Origin of the sequence: Marinifilum sp. N1E240, from assembly GCF_009295825.1 — a bacterium.
Taxonomy (GTDB): domain Bacteria; phylum Bacteroidota; class Bacteroidia; order Bacteroidales; family Marinifilaceae; genus Marinifilum_A; species Marinifilum_A sediminis.
In genome coordinates, this window is sequence record NZ_WHKF01000018.1 from 1 (window position 1) to 22,290 (window position 22,290).

At 35.8% G+C, this 22,290-nt stretch carries 21 protein-coding genes; 5 read left to right on the forward strand and 16 right to left on the reverse strand.

All coding sequences use genetic code 11. The annotated features are described in order from the left end of the window. Window positions 1-136: 136 nt before the first annotated feature. Entirely contained in the window at window positions 137-631 is a 495-nt protein-coding gene (locus GCQ56_RS19780; RefSeq protein WP_152736275.1) for a hypothetical protein, read from the reverse strand. A gap of 701 nt (window positions 632-1,332) precedes the next feature. On the opposite strand from GCQ56_RS19780, the gene GCQ56_RS19785 reads away from it, so the two are divergent. Together GCQ56_RS19785 and GCQ56_RS19790 are read left to right on the forward strand one after the other, a co-directional pair. Beyond that, window positions 1,333-2,079, forward strand: a complete 747-nt coding sequence (locus GCQ56_RS19785) for a hypothetical protein (protein WP_152736276.1) — start codon at window positions 1,333-1,335, stop codon at window positions 2,077-2,079. Between the two features lie 644 nt (window positions 2,080-2,723). Then, the gene (locus GCQ56_RS19790) at window positions 2,724-2,873 is read left to right on the forward strand and encodes a PspC domain-containing protein (protein ID WP_227006127.1); all 150 of its coding nucleotides are present in this window, start codon (window positions 2,724-2,726) and stop codon (window positions 2,871-2,873) included. Between the two features lie 196 nt (window positions 2,874-3,069). Here GCQ56_RS19790 and GCQ56_RS19795 read toward each other — a convergent pair whose 3' ends face one another. From GCQ56_RS19795 to GCQ56_RS19835, 9 genes are all read right to left on the reverse strand, one after another. Beyond that, window positions 3,070-3,903, reverse strand: coding sequence for an isocitrate lyase/phosphoenolpyruvate mutase family protein (locus GCQ56_RS19795; RefSeq protein WP_152736277.1), 834 nt, complete (start codon window positions 3,901-3,903; stop codon window positions 3,070-3,072). A gap of 44 nt (window positions 3,904-3,947) precedes the next feature. Beyond that, on the reverse strand, window positions 3,948-5,036 hold the full coding sequence (locus GCQ56_RS19800; RefSeq protein WP_152736278.1) for a methylated-DNA--[protein]-cysteine S-methyltransferase: 1,089 nt from the start codon (window positions 5,034-5,036) through the stop codon (window positions 3,948-3,950). Window positions 5,037-5,042: 6 nt separating this feature from the next. Then, complete coding sequence (locus GCQ56_RS19805) at window positions 5,043-5,714, reverse strand: haloacid dehalogenase type II (protein ID WP_152736279.1); 672 nt, start codon at window positions 5,712-5,714, stop codon at window positions 5,043-5,045. Continuing rightward, on the reverse strand, window positions 5,711-6,769 hold the full coding sequence (locus GCQ56_RS19810) for a bifunctional transcriptional activator/DNA repair enzyme AdaA (RefSeq protein ID WP_152736280.1): 1,059 nt from the start codon (window positions 6,767-6,769) through the stop codon (window positions 5,711-5,713). Before GCQ56_RS19810 ends, GCQ56_RS19805 begins: the two co-directional genes overlap by 4 nt. Window positions 6,770-6,901: 132 nt before the next feature. Then, window positions 6,902-7,474 carry a hypothetical protein gene (locus GCQ56_RS19815; RefSeq protein ID WP_152736281.1) on the reverse strand — a complete coding sequence of 191 codons (573 nt, stop codon included), beginning with the start codon at window positions 7,472-7,474 and terminating at the stop codon, window positions 6,902-6,904. Continuing rightward, on the reverse strand, window positions 7,464-8,075 hold the full coding sequence (locus GCQ56_RS19820; RefSeq protein ID WP_152736282.1) for a hypothetical protein: 612 nt from the start codon (window positions 8,073-8,075) through the stop codon (window positions 7,464-7,466). The genes GCQ56_RS19815 and GCQ56_RS19820 overlap by 11 nt, the downstream gene beginning before the upstream one ends. A 29-nt stretch (window positions 8,076-8,104) precedes the next feature. Next, on the reverse strand, window positions 8,105-9,784 hold the full coding sequence (locus tag GCQ56_RS19825) for a hypothetical protein (protein ID WP_152736283.1): 1,680 nt from the start codon (window positions 9,782-9,784) through the stop codon (window positions 8,105-8,107). Window positions 9,785-10,076: 292 nt separating this feature from the next. Next, window positions 10,077-11,534: a sodium:solute symporter gene (locus GCQ56_RS19830; protein WP_152736284.1), complete on the reverse strand. Its 1,458-nt coding sequence runs from the start codon at window positions 11,532-11,534 to the stop codon at window positions 10,077-10,079. Window positions 11,535-11,612: 78 nt separating this feature from the next. Then, on the reverse strand, window positions 11,613-12,494 hold the full coding sequence (locus GCQ56_RS19835) for a M90 family metallopeptidase (protein ID WP_152736285.1): 882 nt from the start codon (window positions 12,492-12,494) through the stop codon (window positions 11,613-11,615). A gap of 173 nt (window positions 12,495-12,667) precedes the next feature. On the opposite strand from GCQ56_RS19835, the gene GCQ56_RS19840 reads away from it, so the two are divergent. After that, the gene (locus tag GCQ56_RS19840; RefSeq protein WP_152736286.1) at window positions 12,668-13,150 is read left to right on the forward strand and encodes a glutathione peroxidase; all 483 of its coding nucleotides are present in this window, start codon (window positions 12,668-12,670) and stop codon (window positions 13,148-13,150) included. A gap of 54 nt (window positions 13,151-13,204) precedes the next feature. Next, a complete protein-coding gene (locus GCQ56_RS19845) occupies window positions 13,205-13,645 on the forward strand; it encodes a MarR family winged helix-turn-helix transcriptional regulator (RefSeq protein ID WP_152736287.1) in 441 nt (146 codons plus the stop codon). Window positions 13,646-13,686: 41 nt separating this feature from the next. On the opposite strand, the gene GCQ56_RS19850 is transcribed toward GCQ56_RS19845, so the two are convergent. The 6 genes from GCQ56_RS19850 to GCQ56_RS19875 are packed head-to-tail and all read right to left on the reverse strand — an operon-like array spanning window position 13,687 to window position 20,857. Beyond that, window positions 13,687-15,180 (reverse strand): TolC family protein, encoded by a 1,494-nt coding sequence (locus tag GCQ56_RS19850; protein WP_152736288.1) that lies wholly within the window; start codon window positions 15,178-15,180, stop codon window positions 13,687-13,689. 17 nt (window positions 15,181-15,197) lie between these two features. Beyond that, on the reverse strand, window positions 15,198-15,911 hold the full coding sequence (locus tag GCQ56_RS19855) for an ABC transporter ATP-binding protein (RefSeq protein WP_152736289.1): 714 nt from the start codon (window positions 15,909-15,911) through the stop codon (window positions 15,198-15,200). Between the two features lie 11 nt (window positions 15,912-15,922). Further along, entirely contained in the window at window positions 15,923-17,161 is a 1,239-nt protein-coding gene (locus GCQ56_RS19860) for an ABC transporter permease (RefSeq protein WP_152736290.1), read from the reverse strand. Window positions 17,162-17,175: 14 nt separating this feature from the next. Then, window positions 17,176-18,372 carry an HlyD family secretion protein gene (locus GCQ56_RS19865; protein ID WP_152736291.1) on the reverse strand — a complete coding sequence of 399 codons (1,197 nt, stop codon included), beginning with the start codon at window positions 18,370-18,372 and terminating at the stop codon, window positions 17,176-17,178. A gap of 10 nt (window positions 18,373-18,382) precedes the next feature. Beyond that, window positions 18,383-19,594 (reverse strand): efflux RND transporter periplasmic adaptor subunit, encoded by a 1,212-nt coding sequence (locus GCQ56_RS19870; RefSeq protein ID WP_152736292.1) that lies wholly within the window; start codon window positions 19,592-19,594, stop codon window positions 18,383-18,385. Window positions 19,595-19,630: 36 nt separating this feature from the next. Next, window positions 19,631-20,857 carry an efflux RND transporter periplasmic adaptor subunit gene (locus GCQ56_RS19875; protein ID WP_152736293.1) on the reverse strand — a complete coding sequence of 409 codons (1,227 nt, stop codon included), beginning with the start codon at window positions 20,855-20,857 and terminating at the stop codon, window positions 19,631-19,633. Between the two features lie 635 nt (window positions 20,858-21,492). Between GCQ56_RS19875 and GCQ56_RS19880 the strand changes: the two genes are divergently transcribed. Further along, entirely contained in the window at window positions 21,493-22,275 is a 783-nt protein-coding gene (locus GCQ56_RS19880; protein ID WP_152736294.1) for a hypothetical protein, read from the forward strand. Window positions 22,276-22,290: the final 15 nt, after the last annotated feature.

A 22,290-nucleotide genomic window follows, 5' to 3' on the forward strand; every position in this document is an offset into this window, starting at 1 on the left:
ATTTTACTTTTTCACTAACTAAAAGCAAAAAACAAAGCCTTAAAAGCTTGCCTATTGACAAACTTTTAAGGCTTTTATATTCTATTCATCTAATTTTATGTGGATGCGCAACGGTTACTTTTGTTGTAACCAGTTTTTATCGTCCAATTATTCTAAAAGCTGGTTCTTTTAAACTACAATTGGCTTTTTTTCTAAAATCTGTTTTAATTTCCATTCCATCATTGACATAAGATTCAGATTTTAAATTTTCTTCAGTTTTGTTTTCTCCATAAAAATTCCATTCGAATAAAATTTCGTCAGCTTTTTCAATTCGGAATTCATTTTTTCCAATTTTTAACTCTGAAGGATTTTTTACTGTAACTCTTTCTCCTTTGTCTAAAATTAAAATGAGTCTTCCTGTTTCTTTATTAAACTCTACTTTTTTTATTTGATGAAAATTGTCCATAGGTCTTCCAAACCAATTTCCCCAAAATCGTAAAGTTCCGCCACCAACTTTTATATTTTCGAAATCTTGTTCAAATTCAATAGGTGAGATCTTTTGTTCAAATTTAAACTTGTCAATTACTTTTTCATTTTTAGTCGACAAATAAATAATCCCAAGTAATATTAGAACTCCTATTATTATTAGCATGTTTATCTTAAATTGGTTACAACTTGTTAATATGTGCACTACAAGTGCATATATTTTTACTATATCGGTTTTAAAAGTGCACAATACTGACTTATAAGGTATGTATTGTGCACTTTTATATTTACCAGTCTCCGAAAATACAAATCTTTCTTCGCTAATTCAAGGAATCATAAAAAAGCTTTAAACTTTCCTTTTTTGTGATTAATTGATGTGCTTGTTATTTTTCCTTTTTGACTTGATTGATGAGGAGCTTTATTGCTTTATTGGGCTTGATGTGTATTGCGTTTATTGAGGGGTGTTGGTGCGTATGAATTTAACAAAGCAGAGTGAGTTTTGGGTGGAGTGTAATGTAATTGTTGGTTCTTTTGGCAAGTGTAAGTTATTATTTTTGCTTTGTAAGTCATCTGTAAAACAGAGTTTAAGCTGTAGGTGTGGTAATTTTATTAAAAAGACTAAAAATCAAAATAAATTAACATAGCGAAATGGCTAGTGTTTTGGTGGGCTTGAGCTGTATTTAACTAATAATGAGAGGGTGCAGGCTTGCAAATTGTTGCTTAAAAAGTTTTTTTATTTAATTATAATTTTATAGCTTAGTTAGTGTTATCGTAAAACTGGGAGCTGACTCAACTCAGTTATTTAAATTTATTTTTTTGAGAAAGGTTTGTGGAGAGAGATAATTTTAATCTTTTAAATTTATTATTATGTCTGATCAACAAAATTTACAGGATCACCTGGAAGAAATTAAAGCAGTACCCGAAGAAAAGGTAGTGTATTGCGACATGCCCTACAAAGTATTTATCGACGAAGCCGAGGGACTTCACACACGTGCAAACCTGGATTTGCCGTTGCTGGAAGCCTTCAATTTCGATGTTACAAAGCTAGATCGACTTTTGGGTATCAGCGGAGCCTTGCGAACTGCCCAATCGAATTGGGAATCGATGCAAACCGATAAGCAAAAGGCTATTGATGCCTGGGAAGCTGAAGCTCCTGCCATGTACCATCTTCATCGGGAATTGATTGACCACATGGATTTTGCATTTAGAGCCGACGAAGGCTTGCTAAAAAAACTGAGTGCCATTAAAGAGGGTGACTCCCGTGCGGATACCATTCAGGATATGGCAAGCTTGTCGGTTTTGGGCAAGGATAATCAGGAATTGCTTACAGCTATTAATTTTGATCTTACCAAATTGGATACAGCTGCTCAAATGGCAGATAGTATGGGTGGTTTGTTAGGTGATATCAACGGTAGAATGTATTTCGAGGACGATATCAAACTCATCCGCGATAAGGCTTACACACTTTGCAAAGAGGTGGTAGATGAAATTCGTTCCTATGGCAAGTTTGTATTTAGGAATAAGGACGATAAGCGTCAGGCTTATTCGAGTAAGTACAATCGTGAACGATTGGCTGCCTATCGTAAGGCCAAGGCAGCCGAAGAGAATGCTTAAAATGTAGAATACTAGGTTATCATATTTATTCTTTATTTATTAATTTAAGTAGTTTAGTTGTGAAGGGCAGAAGTGCCCTTCTTTTTTTGTGTCCGTTCGAAAAAGAGAGTCATCCGTACGGCAAAAATATCCTTCCGTTACAAAAGGATTGCCTTCCGTTCGCTAATGTGAGCCTTCCGTTACACTGGTTTTGTCTTCCGTACGCTGTTTTGACTTTTCCGTATCAAGCGGAGTTACCACTTTAATGATACGGAAGCCATTCTTCGTGATACGGAGAACCCACCGGATGATACGGAAAGCATTTTTCGTGATACGGAAGCCATACTGCATGATACGGAAAGGGTTCATCTTGATACGAAAGAGTGTTTACGTGCAATTCCGGGGTGGAGTAATTGAAGATGGGTCTATTCACTTTTTAGGTTTCTACCACAGAGCACACTGAGAACCACAGAGGATGGAGCATGAGATGCTAAGCAACTTTTTCAAATAAGGAACTAAAAGTGTATCCTCTGTGGAAAAAGATTCTTGTGCTTAGGGAATTGTTGCAATTGTATGCTCGCTACCCTATAGTTTCCTTACTATTATTCGTTACATTTTCTAAAAAAATCTTATTTTCATATCATGTTGAATTAAAAAGATAAAATATGATTTTAGGCGTATCAGGATGGCTAAGTGGGAAGCTAGGTTGGGATGTAACGATAATTCGAGTTGCATTTGTTGTAGGTGTATTGTGTTTTGGTGTTGGATTAGGTCTCTACTTGATTCTGTGGTTGGTGAAAATGTTTTCTAATTAATAAGCCATTTAAAATATGGAGATGAGGCATTATTGGGTAATGCCTTTTTTTGTGCTAAAGAATTGTGTCTATTGCTCATTTGTTCCGAATGGATAGTGTAATTGCATCTCCTTTGTATTCTTTGTGATATTCTTTGTTTGTCTTAGTGCTTATATTTTATATTAATTGTGTTTAAAGTTGTTCGAATCACATTTAGTTAATCTGCAAAATACTTATTTGCTGCGGCATAGGAAAAATCATGATTTAAAAGACTACTAATATCGCTATTCTCTATGATTTCTTTACTGTTTTGAATCAGATTGGCAAACATTGCCCGTACCGGTCCCGATCCCAAACTCAAACGACTTATACCCAATTGTTCCATCTCTTTTAGATCGTGATAAACAGGATTGGCAATTGCATTTAGGGGACCATTGATATTGGCAAGCAATTCAACAAGAGTTTCTTTTTGCAGTAATCCGGGAATAAAAACACAATCGGCACCAGCCTTTAAAAAGGCGTTGCATCGCTCTATGGTCGTGTTTAATTTCTCTTCTTCGCTTCCTACATTTAACCAATAGGTGCAGGTTCTTGCATTAATCACAAAGGACAAATCCAATTCCTTTTTTAGTTCTGCTATAGCCTTAATCTTATCCAATAGTAGATTTAGGCTATCCAATTTTCCATCGGGTCTGCCATCTTCAAGATTGATGCCAACAGCTCCTGTTTCTAATATTTTACGTACGTTCTTTTTTACCTCTTTTGGGTTATCGGAATAGCCTCTCTCTAAATCAACTGACAAAGGAATGCTAATTCGTCTGGTAATTTGTTGGCTCACCAGACACAAATCTTCTATGTCTATGATTTCGCCATCGGCGTAGCCCATTGCAAAAGCAATTCCTGCACTAGTGGTAGCTACAGCTTTGAATCCTTGCTTTTCAAATACTTTTGCCGATCCGGCATTCCAGGCATTGGGCAGGAGTAACATTTCTTTATTGTGGTGCAGAGTCTGAAATTCTTTAGCTCTTTGTTTTTGTTCAGTGGTAATCATATAATTTTGAGTACTATTTTAAAACAATAAATTTACTATTAAAATTAAATTCTCTTGCTGCAAATTACCTGCAATGGGCAATTATCGCATAATGGTTTCTTTTGGCAGAAAGCCTTTGCATGCTCTACTACAAGAGCATGATTTAAGTTGTATACCTTGGTGTTTTTAGGAATTGCATCTTCCATCAATAGGCGATAATCTTCATATTTATCAGGAACCTCAATTCCTACACGGTGAAAAATTCTTCGGGTATAGGCATCAATCACAAAGAAAGGTTTTTCAAGAGCATAAACCAAAATGCTATCGGCCGTTTCGCCACCAATGCCATTAATGTTGAGTAGTTCCTCTCTTAGCAAATCGGCATCCTGTTTTTTAGCTTCACTGATATTGTAATCGTATTTTTTAAACCACTTAGTCAGTGATTTTAGTTTTAAAGCTTTCTGGTTGTGGTAACCACTCGGTCGAATGATTTCTGCCAACTCATCAGGAGCAACATCTTCAATATATTCAGGGGATAAATTTCCATTGAAATTGGATAGAGCTTTTTCAACATTTTTCCAATTGGTGTTCTGGGTAAGAATGGCACCTACCATCATTTCAAAATCGCTATCAGCTGGCCACCAATTCAATTTCCCATAGTGCGCTTTTAAAATTTCGAATGTATGATTGATCAATTCCAAATTCAGTAATCGCTTTTTCAACTCCAAACCATAGGCATAGCCAACCAATTTTTTATTGGCACCAATTACTCTGTGGCAGGGTACAATTATAGGGATAGGATTTTTGTTGTTCGCCATTCCAATTGCCCTTGCGGCTTTAGGATTACCCGTAGCCATGGCAATATCTTTATAGCTTTTCAATTCACCATAAGGAATCTTGCTTAACTCTGTCCATACCTTTTTTTGGAAATCGGTTCCTTTGGGATTTAATTTTAGATCGAAACGAGTTCTTTTTCCCTGGAAATATTCTAACAATTGTGCTTTAGCCTCGGCAAACTGATTTTCGGATTTTACCCAGTCATTACTTATAAGTATCTCTTTGCTCTTGTTGTCAACCAGAAGTTGACTGATTCCATTTTTGTCTCCAATAAGAATGATTTTCCCAATTGGAGTCTCAAAGTTTTCGTAATTCATATCCGTTTAGTCTTTCAGAAGGTCAACAATATTGCTGATGCTATTTGCAGTGTAGCTTGGAGCTTTCTCCCAGGGATCGAAACTGTTTTCTTCGTTTCGTTGTATCCAAACTGTTTTCAATCCATAATTTAATGCACCTAATATATCAAAGGAATTACTGGAAATCAGATAGGTATTCTCCTTTACGGATGCGGTAGTTTTAATAAAATGCTCATAAACCAATGGATCGGGCTTGAAAGATTGAACATCTTCAACGCTTACTATATTGTCGAACAAATGAATGATGTCGGCATAGTACAGCAGACTGTGAATGTCTTTTTTTGTGCCATTGGAAAAGGCAGAGATTTTATGTCCCTCACTCTTTAAAGTCTGCAATCCTTCAATTACATCAGGAAATACGGGTAATTCCTTGTATTCCCAAAGGAGTTGCTGTTTTTGACTTGCTGTAAGCTTTACTTTGTATTGCAGACAGCAATAATCAAGCGCTTGTTTTGTACAGATCGAGAAATCAACATAGTCGTTCATTAATCCTCTTCGAAAAGAATATTCCAACTGCTTACTTCTCCATGTATCTGTAAAAGCTTTTGCTTTTCCTCCAATCAAGTTTTCAAGCGATTCCTGAATTCCAGATGTGTTGATTAAAGTGCCGTAAATGTCAAATGCTAATGAATAGGTCATGCTTGTTTGTGTTTTAATTCGTGATCGAGTAGCCATTGTTTTCTTTGCAATCCACCGCCATATCCGGTAAGCTTTCCATCTTTCCCAATCACTCGGTGACAAGGAACAATAATGGAAACTCTATTGTGACCGTTGGCATTTGCCATGGCTCTAACTGCTGTTTCCTGATTGATTCGCAAAGCCATTTGTTGATAGGTAGTGGTAGTGCCAAATGGTATTTTTTGCAATTCTTCCCATACTGTGTGTTGAAATGGGCTGCCTGGTAAATCCAAATTGAGTTGAAACGAGTTTCGTTTCCCTTCGAAATATTCTTTCAATTGTTTTTTGCAGGCTTTGGAATGCTCATTTTCTCCCTGAAGTATTACCGCATTTAGTTTCTTTTGAAGATCTCGAAACTCTGTTTCCAACATTTTTCTATCGGTAAATTCTACCAAACAGATTCCTTTATCGGTGGCACATATAAACATGGGGCCCAATGGACTTGTAACTCTGCTAATTAGAATGACTGACTTATCCTTGCTCTCTTTTGGTGAATCGCCAACCAATACTTTAAATGTGTAGCCAAAACCACTTAAGGAATTGTACCCTGAGTTGAAGGCAGAGTCGGTTACCTGTTTTCCTTTTTTAAGTTCCTGAAATGCAGAGTTAATTCGTAGCATCCTTTGATAAGCCTGAAAGGTCATGTCGTGGTGCTTTTTAAACCATCGTCTGATTTTTTCGGGTTGCAAACCGTTTTGTTTCAATTGATAATCGCTTACTTTTTCGAAAACATTCTGATTGACCAGTTCTATGGCTTTTTTAATATCAGCTGGTGGTTCGTAAGCATTATTGGTGGGCTTACAGATTTTACAAGGTCTGAAACCATTGTGCAATGCATCTTTCGATTGCGTGTAAAATTCAATGTTTTCAAACTTGGGTGTTCTGGCACGACAAGTAGGAATACAGAATATGCCAGTGGTTTTCACAGCCAGGAAAAAGGTACCAATGTACTGGCTGTTTTTTTCCTTTACCGCTCCATAATATTCCTCTCTTTTTTGTTGATCTGAAATAAGCATATTGCTAATGGTTTTGTTCTAACACAAAGATACCTGCTTCGTTCATGCAGAACAACCGAAAAATGGACAAGTATGTTTTTGGTGGATGGAAGAACTTACAAATTTGCACCGATATTCTTATTTAAATTTTTCTTACAGCCAATGAAGTAGGGTACCTACTATAGCAAAGCAAATTCCTACAATCAGGTTTATAAAAATGAATTTTCGGCAATTGTAAGCCAAGCGAATCATATTCCAATTCAAATAAAATAGCAATGGAGCAATTAAGAACTTAATGATATCGAGATAGGGACCAGCAAGCATTACTCTCATTTCGTCAAATTTTACAGGATTGTAAGTAAATTGACTGGTGTTAAAAATAGAGGAGTTGAAAAGTACCAGATAAATAAATATTTGAGTGATTCCGAATCGGATATACCTTGCCTTGTTTTTAACGTGTAAGCGAGCGTTTAAAAACCAGATGAGAATTACAACACCAGAAATGTAAGCTACAAGTCCAAAATAGTGTATAAACAGATGGGCAAGATCAGGATAACTGAGATGCTTGTGAATGAACATTCCTGATCGGATATTCAGCAATCTATTTCCAATTGTTCCCAATAAGAACAATATACCGATGATAAGACCAATATAGAATCTGGTCTTTCCGATGGTTTCAATATGTAGATGTTTTTTGAATTCTATTGCTCGTAGTTTAGATCTCATTCTTCCATAGTTTTTTAAAGTATTTTATTGGTTTATAGCCCCAAAACCCTAAAAGAATAAGGAAAAAAGCGAGAAAATCGAGTTTTAGAAATAAATCATGCCTATATAAATCAAAAATTCTAGCAAAAAGGTTTATAAAAAATAGTCCCATTCCTAAATATCCTATGAATTTAATTTGATTGTACAGCCTCCATTCCTGATTTGAGTCGTACCACGTTTTATACATATGATTGTCTGGATCTATCTTGACCAGTTGCGAAAAGTAGGATTGAGATTCCTCATATTTGTCAAATCTTTGAGCTATAACACCACATGCATACCAATATTTTTCATTCGTTTGATCGTAATATTCCGATCCTTTCAATCTAGAAACAAGAATAGCCACCTCCTTTAAACATTTATTTGCTTTGGTATAGTGTTTCTTCTTATCTAAAGCTAAAATATAAGAGAGTTTTATATAGGTAATTTCTTCTATTGCGTCCAGGTCTTTTTTTTCATTAAAATTTTTGAAATAGATTAAATTCCTTTCATATAGATCAATAATTGAATTAAAATTATCCCAATCAAGCTCCAGTAATTCGTTTTGTAGTTGGTCGTTCATGCTTATATCCTCATATCTGAATGTCCGAATTAAAAGTTCCTGTTAAATTTTACCGTTGGAGGAGGAGGTAAGTTTTTAATCGTTTGCTGAATATGTTTATGCATTTGTAGCTGTTGTTGCTCCCAGTTCCATCTGTGAAGATGATTCCAATGATTAAAGTGATTGTAATTTACAGGTTGACGATAAAATCGAATTATACTAAAGTCGAGCGGAAGAACAAACTCACAAAATTGTTTTCGTTTATTGTGTTTGTAGGCTTTAAAATTGGCTTTTGCCATAGTCGAAGTTGGAAAACCACTTCTTAGAAAATCCAATACGCACTCGTCTATCTCGGGGTGCTGACGCGATAAAAGTTTCTTTTTTACAATATTACCTTTTTTATCCAATATAATGGAAACCATAACAATTCCTTGAGCATTAACGCTCAGTGCTTTTTCGAATTTCTTTTCAGCAAGGTAATAATTAAAGCTTTTCTGAATCTGACTGATCTTAAAATGATAGCTTGGATTGGTGATCTGATATACAGTATCTTTTCCCATTAATCTGTAAGAAGAAACCAACTCTCTGTTTTTATACTTATGGGTGTAGTTTAATTTCTGAAATTCATCGTAAACATCAATGCTTTGCTCGGTTCCTTTATTCAATATGTTGTTGCCAAGCGAATCCATTACCGAGTGGTAGATGGTTTTTACAATAAACTTACTCGATGAAGCAATCTTTCTTTTATAGTGTTGATAATAAACCTGTAAATTTCCTTTTTTATCGAATGTTTTTTCTGATTTGGCTTTGTTGTTTTTGTAATCTATAATATGACGAACAGTTCCATTGCTATAATAGGCAGTGAATTCACCATTTTTAATGTTTGGATAAAATGCACTGTAATTTACCGAGTACAGTTTTACACTATCCTGATAGTAATCAAAGGTCCAAATGGAATCTTGTCTGTTGGCAATTAATGCGTGATATTTTGCTTTGGCGGTATTTCGCACTTCCTGCCAATAGGCATCAAAATAGATAGGTTCTGATTTATGAAACTTACTATCGTATTCGGCATATTTGATAATAGCGAGCATATCGTCCGCCTTGTATTCTTTTGAGCTAATTTTATTTTTGATATGTGGTAGATGACCAAAATATTTTAATGCTTTTTCTTTAAATTTTCTGGTATTAGGAAAATGATCCAATATCATCTGATCTTTTTCTTTTACCATGTAGGATTCTTTAATGGATTGATTTCCCGTCATCTGGAAGGAGAGACCTTCAGAAAATTTATAGTGTTTGGCAAAAATGTTCCCATTATATTCGTAGAGAAATTTAACATACTCAGGTTTCTTATACAGTAAACCTCTCAAATAAAAGTGTTGAGCAACAAAAAAGGAATCCACACCAATTACAAAATTTTTCACTTTATCGGGTGTGAATAGGATACTATCAGATGAACTCTTCTCTTTGAAATAAATTTTCTTGTTTTCAAATTGAATGAGTCCTTCTACTTTATTTCCAATGCTATCGTAATAATGTCCTTTTTCGTAAGAATCTGAGAATATGGTTTTAATTAGCTTCTTTTCGGGTGCATAACTTAATGGATCAAAGTATCCGTGAATTGCTTTTCCGTTTATGTCGTAGTGTAAACCTACAGGCGTTTGAGAGTAAGAATACTTCACCAATAGTAGTAATGAAAGTATTAAGGAGAGTTGAAGAGTTTTCATTTAATCAAATTCTTTATGGAGGTTGGGTTAGCTACATAATAATTAGGCATCCCAATTTATTTAAAAGCATTTATTAAACAAAATAGAATGAATGTAAATTAATAGAAGGATGGGTGAATATTTGGTATGGAACAATCCCAGAGGGATTGTATGATTCTAGAAGATGATATAAATAGGACATTCGATCCCGATGGGATCGCACTCATATCCTGTCAATAATACTATATATATGAATCCTTTGGATTCTACTATCGGCGAGAATCATTTGAAAACTTCGCCAGTGCTGTCAGCTTTAATCCAATTCTACCATCCCAGCCTTTTCGATAAAAGCCTTAGCTTTTTCTGGTTCTGATTGTGTAAGATAACTTATCAATACAAAAATAATGGCAGAACCAATCATACCTACAGCAGCTTGCTGAACTGATGCAATTTCCCATGGAGTAGGGAGTTTAACACCTAAGGCAACCAGCAAATTATAGGTGGAGAAAAGCAAACCAAATACAATTGAACAAGCAGCTGCAGTAGAGTTCCCTCGTTTCCAAATAAAGGCGAGTATCAATGGAACAAATGCTCCTGTTGCCAGAAAATCGGAACCAATCCAGGCGATTCTTAGGATGGAACGAATTTCGAGTGCAATTAGTAAGCCCAGGATTGCAATTACAAGAGTAGAGAGTTTTCCAATCCAAACCATTTGTGAGGATTTGGCATTGGGTAGAATTCTACTTTTTATAATGTCTACGCTTAGTACCAGAGCTCCTGTGTTTACCATGGAATCCATGGTTGACATGATAGCCGAGCACAAGCCCACAAATAGCAAGGCTGCCATTCCCATTGGCATGTAATCCACGATAAAAGCAGCTACAATACCACCTTCGGGAACCGTATCGTATAAGCCAACAGTTAACATTCCTGTTAAAGTAACAATAAGATAGAGCGGAATGAATACGAAAAAAGAGAGCGACATCATCTTTTTGGCATCATCAGGTATTTTGGTAGCGGATATTCTTTGCCAGATATTGGCTTGAATCATCCAGGAACAACCAAAGGTGATGATGAATACAAAGTTGCCGGATATGTTGTGAAAGAATGAGAAAAATTCTGGTTTATCAGACTTGATAGCTATCTCATGCACTTTTTCGAATCCACCGGAATGGTGATAAGCAAATGCAAATAAGGCAATGGCAGCAATTAATAAAAAGACAAATTGAATAATATCAGTAACTACAACTCCTTTAAAACCACCAAAAAATGAATAGACCAAAACGATTAGGGTACCGATTAAAGCTGCTACTTTGTAATCCACATCAAAAAAGGATTGGAAGAATCTGCCAATAACAACAGCTTGAGTGGCTACGCCCAATATCATGAAAATCAGGATTAGGATGGATAGGAGCAGAGCAACTTTTCTGTCGTAGCGCTCTTCCATTAATTGCGGTTGAGTAATGGTGCCTATTTTTCGTATTCCCTTCGAGAAAAGGAACATTAAAAAAGTAGAGAAAAGTACTGGCATTCCATAGATCCAAAAGGAACTGATTCCCTGGTTGAAACCATGATCCACCAAATCGATAGCCGATCCGCCTCCCCACCAGGAAGCAATGAAAGTGATGGATAGAGCCCAGAAAGGAAGTTGTCTTCCAGCCAAAAAATAATCTTCGGTGTTCTTGCTGGCTTTCGATCGCAAAACAATAAATAGGATGGCGATAAAGTAAGCAGCCAGAAGGACTATGGATATATTTTGAAGCTGATTCATATATTGAGATCTAAATTGAAATGTGTGTTAATTGCTATTCTCGCAAACTGCAAATGTACAATACAGATTTTCTATTTGCTATGAATAATGCGGTTTACCACAGCATTTTTTGAATTTAAGTCCACTATTGCAAGGGCAAGGACTATTTCTGCCAATACTCTGTTTTGATTTCATCAATTTACGAGTGGACATGTTTTGATTGAAAATTTCCTCAAGTAAGTGGTAGAGTTCAGGATGAGATTGTTTTAAAAGTTTTGGTCTTTCGAAAAAGTACTCACTAATAACGGCGAAAAACTCTGCTTTATTGGTGCCTCCATAAGGATTGATATCTGATTTGTTTTCGTAGATTTCATCAATCTTTTTCGATATTAAATCTACCCAGGGCAATGCAAATTGGTTGTTTACCAACACTTCAGGAATGCCATCAACATTGCCGTCCAGCTTGTCGATTAAATGTACAAACTCGTGAATAGCTGTATTCTTTTTATCAGATCCGTTCGAAAATCCATGATGAAGTGCTCGTTGAGACAGAATCATTTTGCCTTCCATATAACCTGAGCCTACCATGCCTAATATTCTGGAATCTTCACCATTGGTTTCAAATTTATCGTTGAAACTGCTTGGGTAAATCAATACTTCGAACAGATTGGTGTATTTCCATTGAGGAAATTCAAATACCGGAATTATGGCACTTGCAGCAACCAGCACTTCATCGGTAGTATCCGTTGTGGTGTTGATACCAGTAATTCTACAATTCAGCAGAAACTCATGCACTTTAAATTCGAATCTGGTTTTTTCTTCGGCAGATAAGCTATTGTAAAAATTCACTTTTGAGATTAATATTTTTCTCCAATCACCTGGAAATGGAGTTTTAGGTGTTTTCCATGTTTTGTTATTCCAAAGTTTTCTGAATAAGTAATAGGCAAGTGACAGGAGAATAAGTAGGTAGATAATTTTCATAATGGATGTGAGAGGTTTAAATGTATAGTTTGGTAAATTTTTACGGATCCTAATTTAGAAAACTTGTTATGACTTAGCAATAATGTTTTATCAAATTGTATCTTATTTTAGAATAAAGACCACGACCGATCTAAAATAAGTATATTCGTATCGCAAACGATACAAATAAAGAAATGGAAAAAAGTTTTTATGATTTTACAGCCAAAAGTCTGCAGGGCAAAGAGCTTAGCATGAGAAATTTTGAGGGGAAAATGGTTCTGCTTGTGAATACAGCAAGCAAATGTGGATTAACTCCTCAGTACAAAGGCTTGGAGGAATTGTATCAAAAATATAAAGAGGATGGTTTGATCATTCTCGGATTTCCTTGCAATCAGTTTGGAAATCAGGAGCCAGGAGATGCTAAAACCATATCCGAAGGCTGTTTAATCAATTATGGAGTGAGCTTTCCCATGTTCGAAAAGGTTGAGGTAAATGGCGAGAATGCACATCCTTTGTATCAGTATCTTAAAAAGGAATTGAAAGGATTTTTAGGAGGGAGTATCAAATGGAATTTTACAAAATTTCTGATGGATAGAGATGGAAAAGCAATAAAACGATTTGCACCGACTACCAAGCCAGAAAAAATAGGGAAGTTTTTAGAAAAACTTTTGAAATAGTGCAGGAATTGTAACAATTTTGTTGCTTCATAAAATTAACATATAGAATTCGTAATGAGTTTTGATCAACTTAAATTAGATAATCAATTGTGTTTTCATTTGTATGCAGCTTCACGCCTGATTACAAGAGAGTATCAACCTTTTTTAGATGAATTGGGCATTACTTACCCACAGTATTTGGTATTTATGGTGCTATGGGAAAAGGATGGAGTATCAGTGAACGAAATTTCTCAAAAGCTAATATTGAATACCAATACGGTAACGCCTCTGCTAAAGAGAATGGAATCATCGGATTTTATTAGTCGCGAACGTTGCAATGAAGACGAAAGAAGAGTGATTGTAAAATTGACAGAGAAGGGGAGAGCCATGGAAATTGAAGCTGCAAAGATTCCGAAAGGCATTTCCTCTTGTATTTTATCGGATGAAATGAAAATGGAAGATTTGATGGAATTAAAAGACAAGCTGCATGAACTGATTGATGTTCTTAAGAAATAAAAAGAGCCTGAAATAATTTTTTCAGGCTCTTCTTTTTTGGTTTAATAAGCAACCTCTTTGTTTTTTTCAAAGTTGTAAAAGGTTTTTCTCATTAAATCCGCCAGATTCATTTTGTAGCTAATGTATGCTTCAAGGTGGGAAATGTGTGAATTGTCCAAACGTTCCCGATCCAAGGCCAGGGCTTGGGTATCGATATCTCCATTAGAGAAACGTGATTGTGATATGGCAAAACTTTTCTCTGCAACCTCAACATTTTTCTCGAGCAATTGCAGTCTGCGTAAACTACTGTGAAGGTTATTTACCGTGCTAATTATTTCTCTTTCTATGGTAACGGTTTCCTCTTCAATATCAAGTAAATTCTGATTGATTTGAGTTTGAGCTGATTTTACTCTTGCTTTATTTTCACCCCAATCCAAAATAGGAATACTAACTTTAAAGGCAACACCAAAGTTTCCAGGTCGATCTTTCAGGTTACTCCAGGAGTTTTTAATTGCTGTGTTCAAAGAAGTGTTTCGGTCGGTTCTTTCAATTCCAATTAAATCATAATAGGCATTAATACTACCCGAAATGGCTCCATAGGATTTCACTCTTTTAATATCCAGCTTAGCCAGTTTCAATTGCAGTTGTTTTTCTTTCAATTCCATTCTGGAATCCAAACCATGTTTAATGGCTTTTTGCACATCAACCTGTATGGGATGGTAATTAAAATCACTTTTTAGAACAATGCTATCCTTTAGTGAGATACCAAGGGTTTGCTTGAAAATATTCAATTGAGTTTCATAATTTACCGAAGCCAGATCGTAGGTGTTTCTTGCTTCTCCTAAATCGACTTCCATTTGCAGAGCTTCTACCTCTCGAATTAAGCCCGCTTTGAATTTATTCTCGGCTATTTGATATGCTTTTTCCTGGCGCTGAAGTGATTTGTTTGCAATTTTCATTCTCTCTTTAGAAGAGTGCAATCGATAAAAGGTTTCACTAACCTGATAAATGATGTCCAATTCATTTCTTTTAAGACGCTTACCCGTTAGCTCGTAATTGGTTTTAGCTCTTTCGTAATCGGTTTTAATCTTGTTGTACATGTACAAGGACTGAATGGGCTGTGAAAAACCTAATCTGGTTGTCATTTGCATTATTTTTTCATCCTGATCGTAATCGTCGGTATTAAAAATACCAGATTGAATAAACAAATTCCCATCGGTTGGTAAGGGCTGGTTTATGGTAAGATTAGTGGAGTAAGACAATTGCTTATCCGAAAAGTAGGTTAAACCAATGGAATCCTGGTAGGATGTAATGCGTTCGGAATAGTTGGGCAATTCCATATCCAAAGTTACATGTGTTTTAAAAGAACTGGTTGCTGCTTTAAGATTGTACTCGGCTCCTTTTAAGCTTTCGCTAAGCATGCGAATGCTATAGCTTTGTTTCTTTGCGATTTCAATACTGGCATCCAAATCCAAAGTAAGGATGTTTTTTTTCTGGGCATTTGCACTAAGGCAAAGGCTGAGTATGGCAAAAGTATATAGGTATTTTAATTTCATATTGTTCAGTTTTAAATTCAGGCTTTCTGACCGTTTAGAATTACTTGGCTTTGTTTATTAATTTGATCCTGCACAATCAGACCATCTTTAATTACTATTCCTCTGTCGGCATATTCTGCGATTTCAGGTTCGTGGGTAATCAATATAATGGTGTTGCCTTCCTGATGCAATTCCCTAAAAATGGACATGATTTCAACACCGGTTTTCGAATCCAAATTTCCAGTTGGCTCATCGGCTAGTATGATTCCAGGTTTGGTAACCAGTGCTCTTGCAATAGCAACTCTTTGTCTCTGTCCTCCAGATAGTTCATTAGGTTTGTGATGTGCTCTTTCTTCCAATCCCATTTTGGCGAGTGCCTCATAGGCTAGCTTTTTTCGTTCGGCTTTGTCTTTACCAGCATATACCAATGGCAGTTCTACATTCTGTAATGCATTCAACTTGGGCAGAAGATTAAAGGTCTGAAAAATGAATCCAATTTTACGATTTCGAATCTCCGACAATTCATCATCGTCAAGCGTTGCAACATTTACGGCATCAAAAATGTAATCACCGGAACTGGGAATGTCAAGACAGCCCAAAATGTTCATGAGTGTTGATTTTCCCGATCCGGAAGGTCCCATGATAGAAACGAACTCATTTTCTTTAATGTTGAGATTGACTCCCTTTAAGGCTTCAACCTCAATTTCACCCATTATATATTTCTTTTTAAGATCTTTTATTTCGATAAGCATAGCGATAGGTTTTATTCGTAACGAATTGATTCTATTGGTCTAAGGTTGGCTGCTTTTTTTGCTGGCAAATAACCAAATGTTACCCCAACGATTACAGAAAACAAAAATGCGATTACAACAGAATACAAGGTGACACTAGTGGTAATTTCCGTAAACAGCGTAATGCTTAAGGATAAGCTTAAGCCAAAGAGTACACCAATAATTCCCCCAGTAATACTAATTACCAATGCTTCGGTAATAAACTGTGAGAGTATCGCATCGCGCTTGGCACCAATGGCGCGTCGAACACCAATTTCTCTGGTTCGTTCCATTACGGTTGCCAGCATAATGTTCATGATTCCAATTCCTCCAACAAGGAGTGATATCGCTGCAATAGAGCCAAGAAGAATGTTGTAAATTCTGCGTTCCTTCTCTTCTTGTTTCAATAGTTCAACAGGTATAACAATGCTAAAATCCTGATTCTCGAAATGGTGACGACTCACAAGGTTTTCAATGATCTCCGCAATTTTTGTAATGTTTTTGGAGTCTTTTACCTTAACCGTGATTTGCTTTAGTTCACTGGCGAGTTCCTTTTCTTTCTCAAATCGTCCATTAAAGGTAGATAGGGGAATGTAGATGTCGGAGTTCAAATCTCTCGAAGCCAGTTCTCCAACTGTTTCGGTAAAGAGCGATTTGCTTTTTAAGACACCAATTACCTCCAGCCACTGATCATCAATTTTAATGCTTTGTCCTATAGGATCGTTCACATAAAAGAATTTTGCAGCAATGTCGGAACCAATAACGCAAACTTTTAATTGTCTGTCGTAATGATCCTGGGTGATAAAGCTTCCCAATTCTGTAGTATAATTCAGAATTTTTGAAAACTCTGGTGTGATACCTATTAGGTTCGATTTTACCGATTTATCCTGATATTTAACATCCGATGACTTTTCAGCCTGAGGAGCGATATTCTCCACCTGAGGAACAATGTTTTTTATGGCTTCTACATCCTCCAGTGACAATCCTTGCGAAAATTTGGCACGTGCAGTCTCCAGTTCTTCGTCCGATAAATCCTTGTCGCGAATAATAATATTGTTTACACCTAGCTGTTGAAACTTTTTTATGGCTTCACGTTTTGCACCTTCACCAATGGAAAGCATAGCAATAACAGATGCTACACCAAAAATAATTCCCAACATGGTTAAAAATGAACGCACTTTATGATCGATGAGACCATTAAATGCCACTCGTAGATTTTCTTCAATTTGCATGATAAGATTTTTGATTAGCTTTCTATTTTCACTTTACTGATAGGAATTAACTTTTGACCCGTTTTTAGATCCGACTTGAGAAGGGTGAATTTGTTATTCACGGCTTCTACGCTAATGTTGTGCTTTTGTAACTTTCCACTTTCTTTCGTAAAAACATAAGAAATCCCTTCTTCTGTGAGTACACAATCATTGCTTACAAAATTGGCTTCCTTGTAATTGGCATAGTAGATTTCAGAACTAACCGTCATACCTGGTTTTAGTCTTGGATCCGATTCTTCAATTAATATTTCACAATCAAAAGCTTTTATTCTGCTATCTTTTTCTTTTGGCTTACTAAGTTTTCCCAGGGAATTAACCGATCCATGAAAAGCTACTGATGGTAAAGCATCCAAGCGAACAAGGACTTTCTGCCCCAATTTGATTTTTTTATAATCCAATTCATTAATCTTAGTGCGAACTTTCATTTTCCTTAAGTCAGGAACCAAAGCGAATGCCTGTCCTAAAAATAGTTCATCACCAATTTTATATTTCAATTTGGTTCTTCTGTTCGGTTTTATTTGAACAATGCCATCGCTCGGACTCTTTACATTTAGTTTGTCGATTGCGGAATACGCATTGTCAATATTATCTTTAATCTGCTTCACTTTCAGTTTCTGAATGATGAGCTCATTTTTTCGGATAATTTCCTGAAGAGAGATTCTTTCTTTAGCCTTTGCCAGTTGAATCTCAACTTGCTCAAATTCCATCTTCTTTATTTTGTATTTCTGCTTCGATTCAAACTTGAATTTTTCCAGTTCAAGTTTTTTCAGATCGTAATTGGCTTTCTCTTCTTCCAAAGCTGTTTCCAGTTTATGAATCTCGATTTTATTGCTAACAATGGTTTTATTTAAATTGGCTTGCTCCAATTCCAATTGGGTTTGTAGTTCGATGATCGCTTTTTTAACTGAGGATTGATCGAATTTGGCGATAATGTCACCCGTTTTAATTTCCTGACCATTTTCTGCCAAATCAATAATTTTAAATTCCCAACCATAGGAATAACCTATAGATGGCAAAGTAATTCCCTTGGAATAAACAGCTTGTAATTCACCCGATTCGTTTATAGAAGCTTTGTATTCTCCTTTTTGTATGCTGTGAAGGTTCTTTTTATCGATACTATTACAGGAACAAAAAAGAAGACTTATAAAAATGTATTTTACAATTGATTTCATAATTACTGTTTTAGGATTCTTTTACTACTTCCTCTTCAAGTTTAAAAGGATCGGTTAAAGCAATTTTGTCATCTTCAGCTAAGCCTTTTTCAATAATGATAAAATCGTTGTTTGAAGCTCCTATTTCTACATTTTTCTTTACAAATGAATTCCTTTTTTTCAGGTAAACCCAATGCTCATTTTCCTTTGAAAAAAGTGCGTCGGATGGAATAATGAGTTTGTCGCTAACTTTATCGATAAGGATGTCGCAACTCACGGTCATACCAGGCAAAAGCTTATCCGAAGAACCTTCAATTAGTGCCTCTACCGGAAAGACTTTTATTTTAGTCTTATTGTTTTTGTTTTCTGCCAAATTTGCAATTTTCGAAATCTGAGCCTTAAAATTAAGATCCGAATAGGCATCAAGCTTAACTTCAACATCTTGTTTGGGAAGTATTTTCGAAATGTCAATTTCGTTGATTTGAACCATTGCCATGATCTCACTCAAATCGGGTAAGGTAATCATAGGGTTGCCTGGCCAGGTTTGATCACCTGTTTGCCATTTGTTTCCCGTTCTCCAGTTCTTGGTGAGTATGGCCAAGCCATTCGAAGGACTAATTACCGTTAGGCTTGCTAGAGCTTCATCTCCTTGTTCCAGTTTTGTTTTTAGCTGTTCTATTTTTAGAATGGATTGTTGAAGTTCTTCCTTTTGAATCTTTTTTGTGTTTTCAATTTCATCCTGAGCCTTGGATAAGGATATTTTTGCCTTTTTAAGCTTCAATTCAATTTCCTTTTTGGTTACCTCTGCTTCAAATTCAGCCAGTTCAAAATTTATTTCCGAGATTTTATGCGATAGGGTAGTTACCTTTAAATTCGACTCCAACTCGTCTAATTTTGAGGCATTCTGTGCTTTTAGTTTCTCAAGCTCAGCTTTGGCAATTTCCATTTCATTTTTCGATTGCTCAATTACTTTACCTACTTCCGACGGATCGAAAACAATAACGGTATCGCCTTTGTTTACTTCGGCACCATCTTCAATTAATTTAATGATCTTAAGGTTCCCATATCTCCATGAAATGTTAGGGGAAGAAATGTTTACTGAATTGGTTGCCTTTAATTCACCCTCTTCGGAGAGTACAATTTTCAGATCACCTTTCTTTACTTTGTACAATCCAATATCTGAATTGGTTTGATTGCCACAAGCAGCAAGCACTAAAAGCAAGGGAATTAGGAATTTGTTCATGTGATTTAAATTTGAACTGTTTGGGTTTGTTTCGTCTTATAAATTCTGAGTTTTTTTTATCAAACTCTTTTCAGGTTCTATTATCGAAATAATATCACCTTCATCAACACCCTTTTCGATAACCATAGAACTGGAGTTTTTGTACAAGGCTTTTACCTCTTGTTTAATAAACTCTCCATCTAATTTTTTGTATACATACAGGCAAGTGTCCTCTTTCTGAATAGCTACCAATGGTAAACTAATTGTACTATCCAATTTTTGAGTTTCTACCTTGCAGATAACAGTCATGCCCGGTTTAGGCTCAAAATTTAGACTGTCTACACTTGCACTCACATCAAAAAACTTGACTTTGGAATCTTTCGAAATGGGTTTTCCAACAGGCGACTTCTGTTTTACAAATCCGGTAAGGAACGAATTGGGTACAGAGCTAATGGTCGCCTGGTAATTATTGTCTTTATTTATTGTTTTGTATATTCCTTCTGGTAGGTTGAATTTAATCTGATATTCACTTGTATTGGAAATAGTTACCACTGGCATTCTTCTCCAAACAGCATCTCCTTCGACCAAAACCGGACCGCGACCCCATTTCTTCGACCGCAATGCTATTCCATCGGTACTGGCTTTTAAATTCAACTGATCTAACAAACTTTTACTGCTTTTTAATTTATTTTCGGCTTGTTTGATTTTTAGATTTTGCTTGTTGATTTCAGATTGGTTAATCTTTATCAAGCTTTTAATTTTGCGCTCAATCTGTTGCAGTTCTATTTCTGCCATCTGTAAATTTAGACTCAAAAGCTCCTTTTTTGTTTCACTGATAAATTGCTTTTGGATGGTATCCAATTGCTGTATTGCCACTGAAGCCTCAATGGTCTCCTCTTGTGCATAAAGCAATTGCAATTGTAGCTGATGGTTGGCTTTTACTTTTTCAAGCTCTGCTTTTTCTATGGCAAGTTCTTTGGATTTATTGCTGTACTGATCTTCAAGATTTGAGCATTGCAATTTACAAACTACATCGCCTGCTTTCACTTTTGATCCATTAGGTATTAGGTAGGATATAGTGGCGTCACCGCTAATGTTGGGACAGGATATGGTTGTGGTTTTAATAGGTTCCAATTCTCCCTTAATCACAACATGATCCAAAAAGGATGATCTGGATACTTTAAAGGTGAATTCTTTCTCAGAATCGGAGTTGGAGCATGAAAAACAGCCTAAAATGAATATGAATAGAGAACTTTTAAGTAGAATAGAATAAAATTTAATCATGTACTGGTATTATTATCATCTGCACAAATCTTTCTCCCTCAAATTAACATTATAGTTGACGGATATAAATATAACTATAAATTTAGTACAAAACTTAAGTAAAGTTTATTCATTTCTGATTTGAGCCAATGTTTTAACAAAATTTAACAAGCTAAGATCTCATATTTTTTAGGATATGTGAAAGGAAATGGTGCTTGATTCAAATGGATTATCTGTGGTGAATGCCTGATTCTTGTCATTTAGCGTATTGGTTTGTAGTGATTTGTGGATTTTTGTTGGAGAAGGTGAATGAAATAGGTGATTTGTAGTTTCCATTTAAATTAGAGGAATTTAGATTCTTGGTTTTGTAAATTCAGATGGAATAAAATGGGTAAAATCGGTGAGTGCTTATTGGTAATATGTAATTCATATAATATATCATCATAAGTTTAATTTGAAACTACATTGTAACTTACAATGTATTGGGTTTTGTTTATAAGATAGGTAGGAGTTATGGGTGGATATCTATTGAGGAAATACAGAAGGTAACCTATTTTGGATTTAATCTAAGAAAAAATGACTCCTGCTTAACCTAAGACTTTGTATGGAGAGATAAAAAGCTGTAACTTAAGTCTTATTCACTAACACTATCTGAAATGAGAAAAATATTACTTTTTGTGGCGCTGGTCTTGTTTTGTAGTACAAGCATGGCACAGCAGGAAACATTTCTGGTTTTTGAGTTTATGAAAGTTACAGATAACCAGGAGATGGATTATTGGGAAACCGAAACGTTCTGGGAGAAAATACATGCCGAGCGTTTGAAGAGTGGAGAAATTAAAGGTTGGGATCTTTGGTCCCTTAAGCCTGGAGGTACAGAGCAAGGCTTTCAGTATTTGGCTGTTACTTTGTATGATGATCCGGTAAAAGCGTTAGCTGATGGAGATATTTGGGGTGCAGCTAAAAATGCATACCCTGATATGACGGATGAGGAGTTGCGTGAGGCTCTAAAGGAAGGGACAGCTTCGCGGGAACTAAGTAAAAGAATGTTTTTGACGGTTATTAAATCAACTACCGATAATTATAAAATGGAAGTGGGTTCGGTAATGAGAATGAATTTTATGGAAGCTTTGGATGGTAAGTATGATGAATACGAAAAAGCGGAAATGGAATTGTTTTTACCGATTCATCAGGATAGGGTAGATGCTGGAACGATGAGTCATTGGGCACTGGCTAAGGTATTAATGCCATCGGGAAGTAAGGTGAGAACGACTCACATGACATTTGACTGGTTCAAAGGGTATTTGCATTATTTTGATGCCTATGGCAGAAATGAAGTGTTCAATGTTGATGCGGAAACTCAAATGAAAATTGATGAGGCGATAAAAATGCGGGATTTGAATTGGACTTATCTGGCAACCATGAAGAAAACAGTGAAATAACCACACAAATATTGA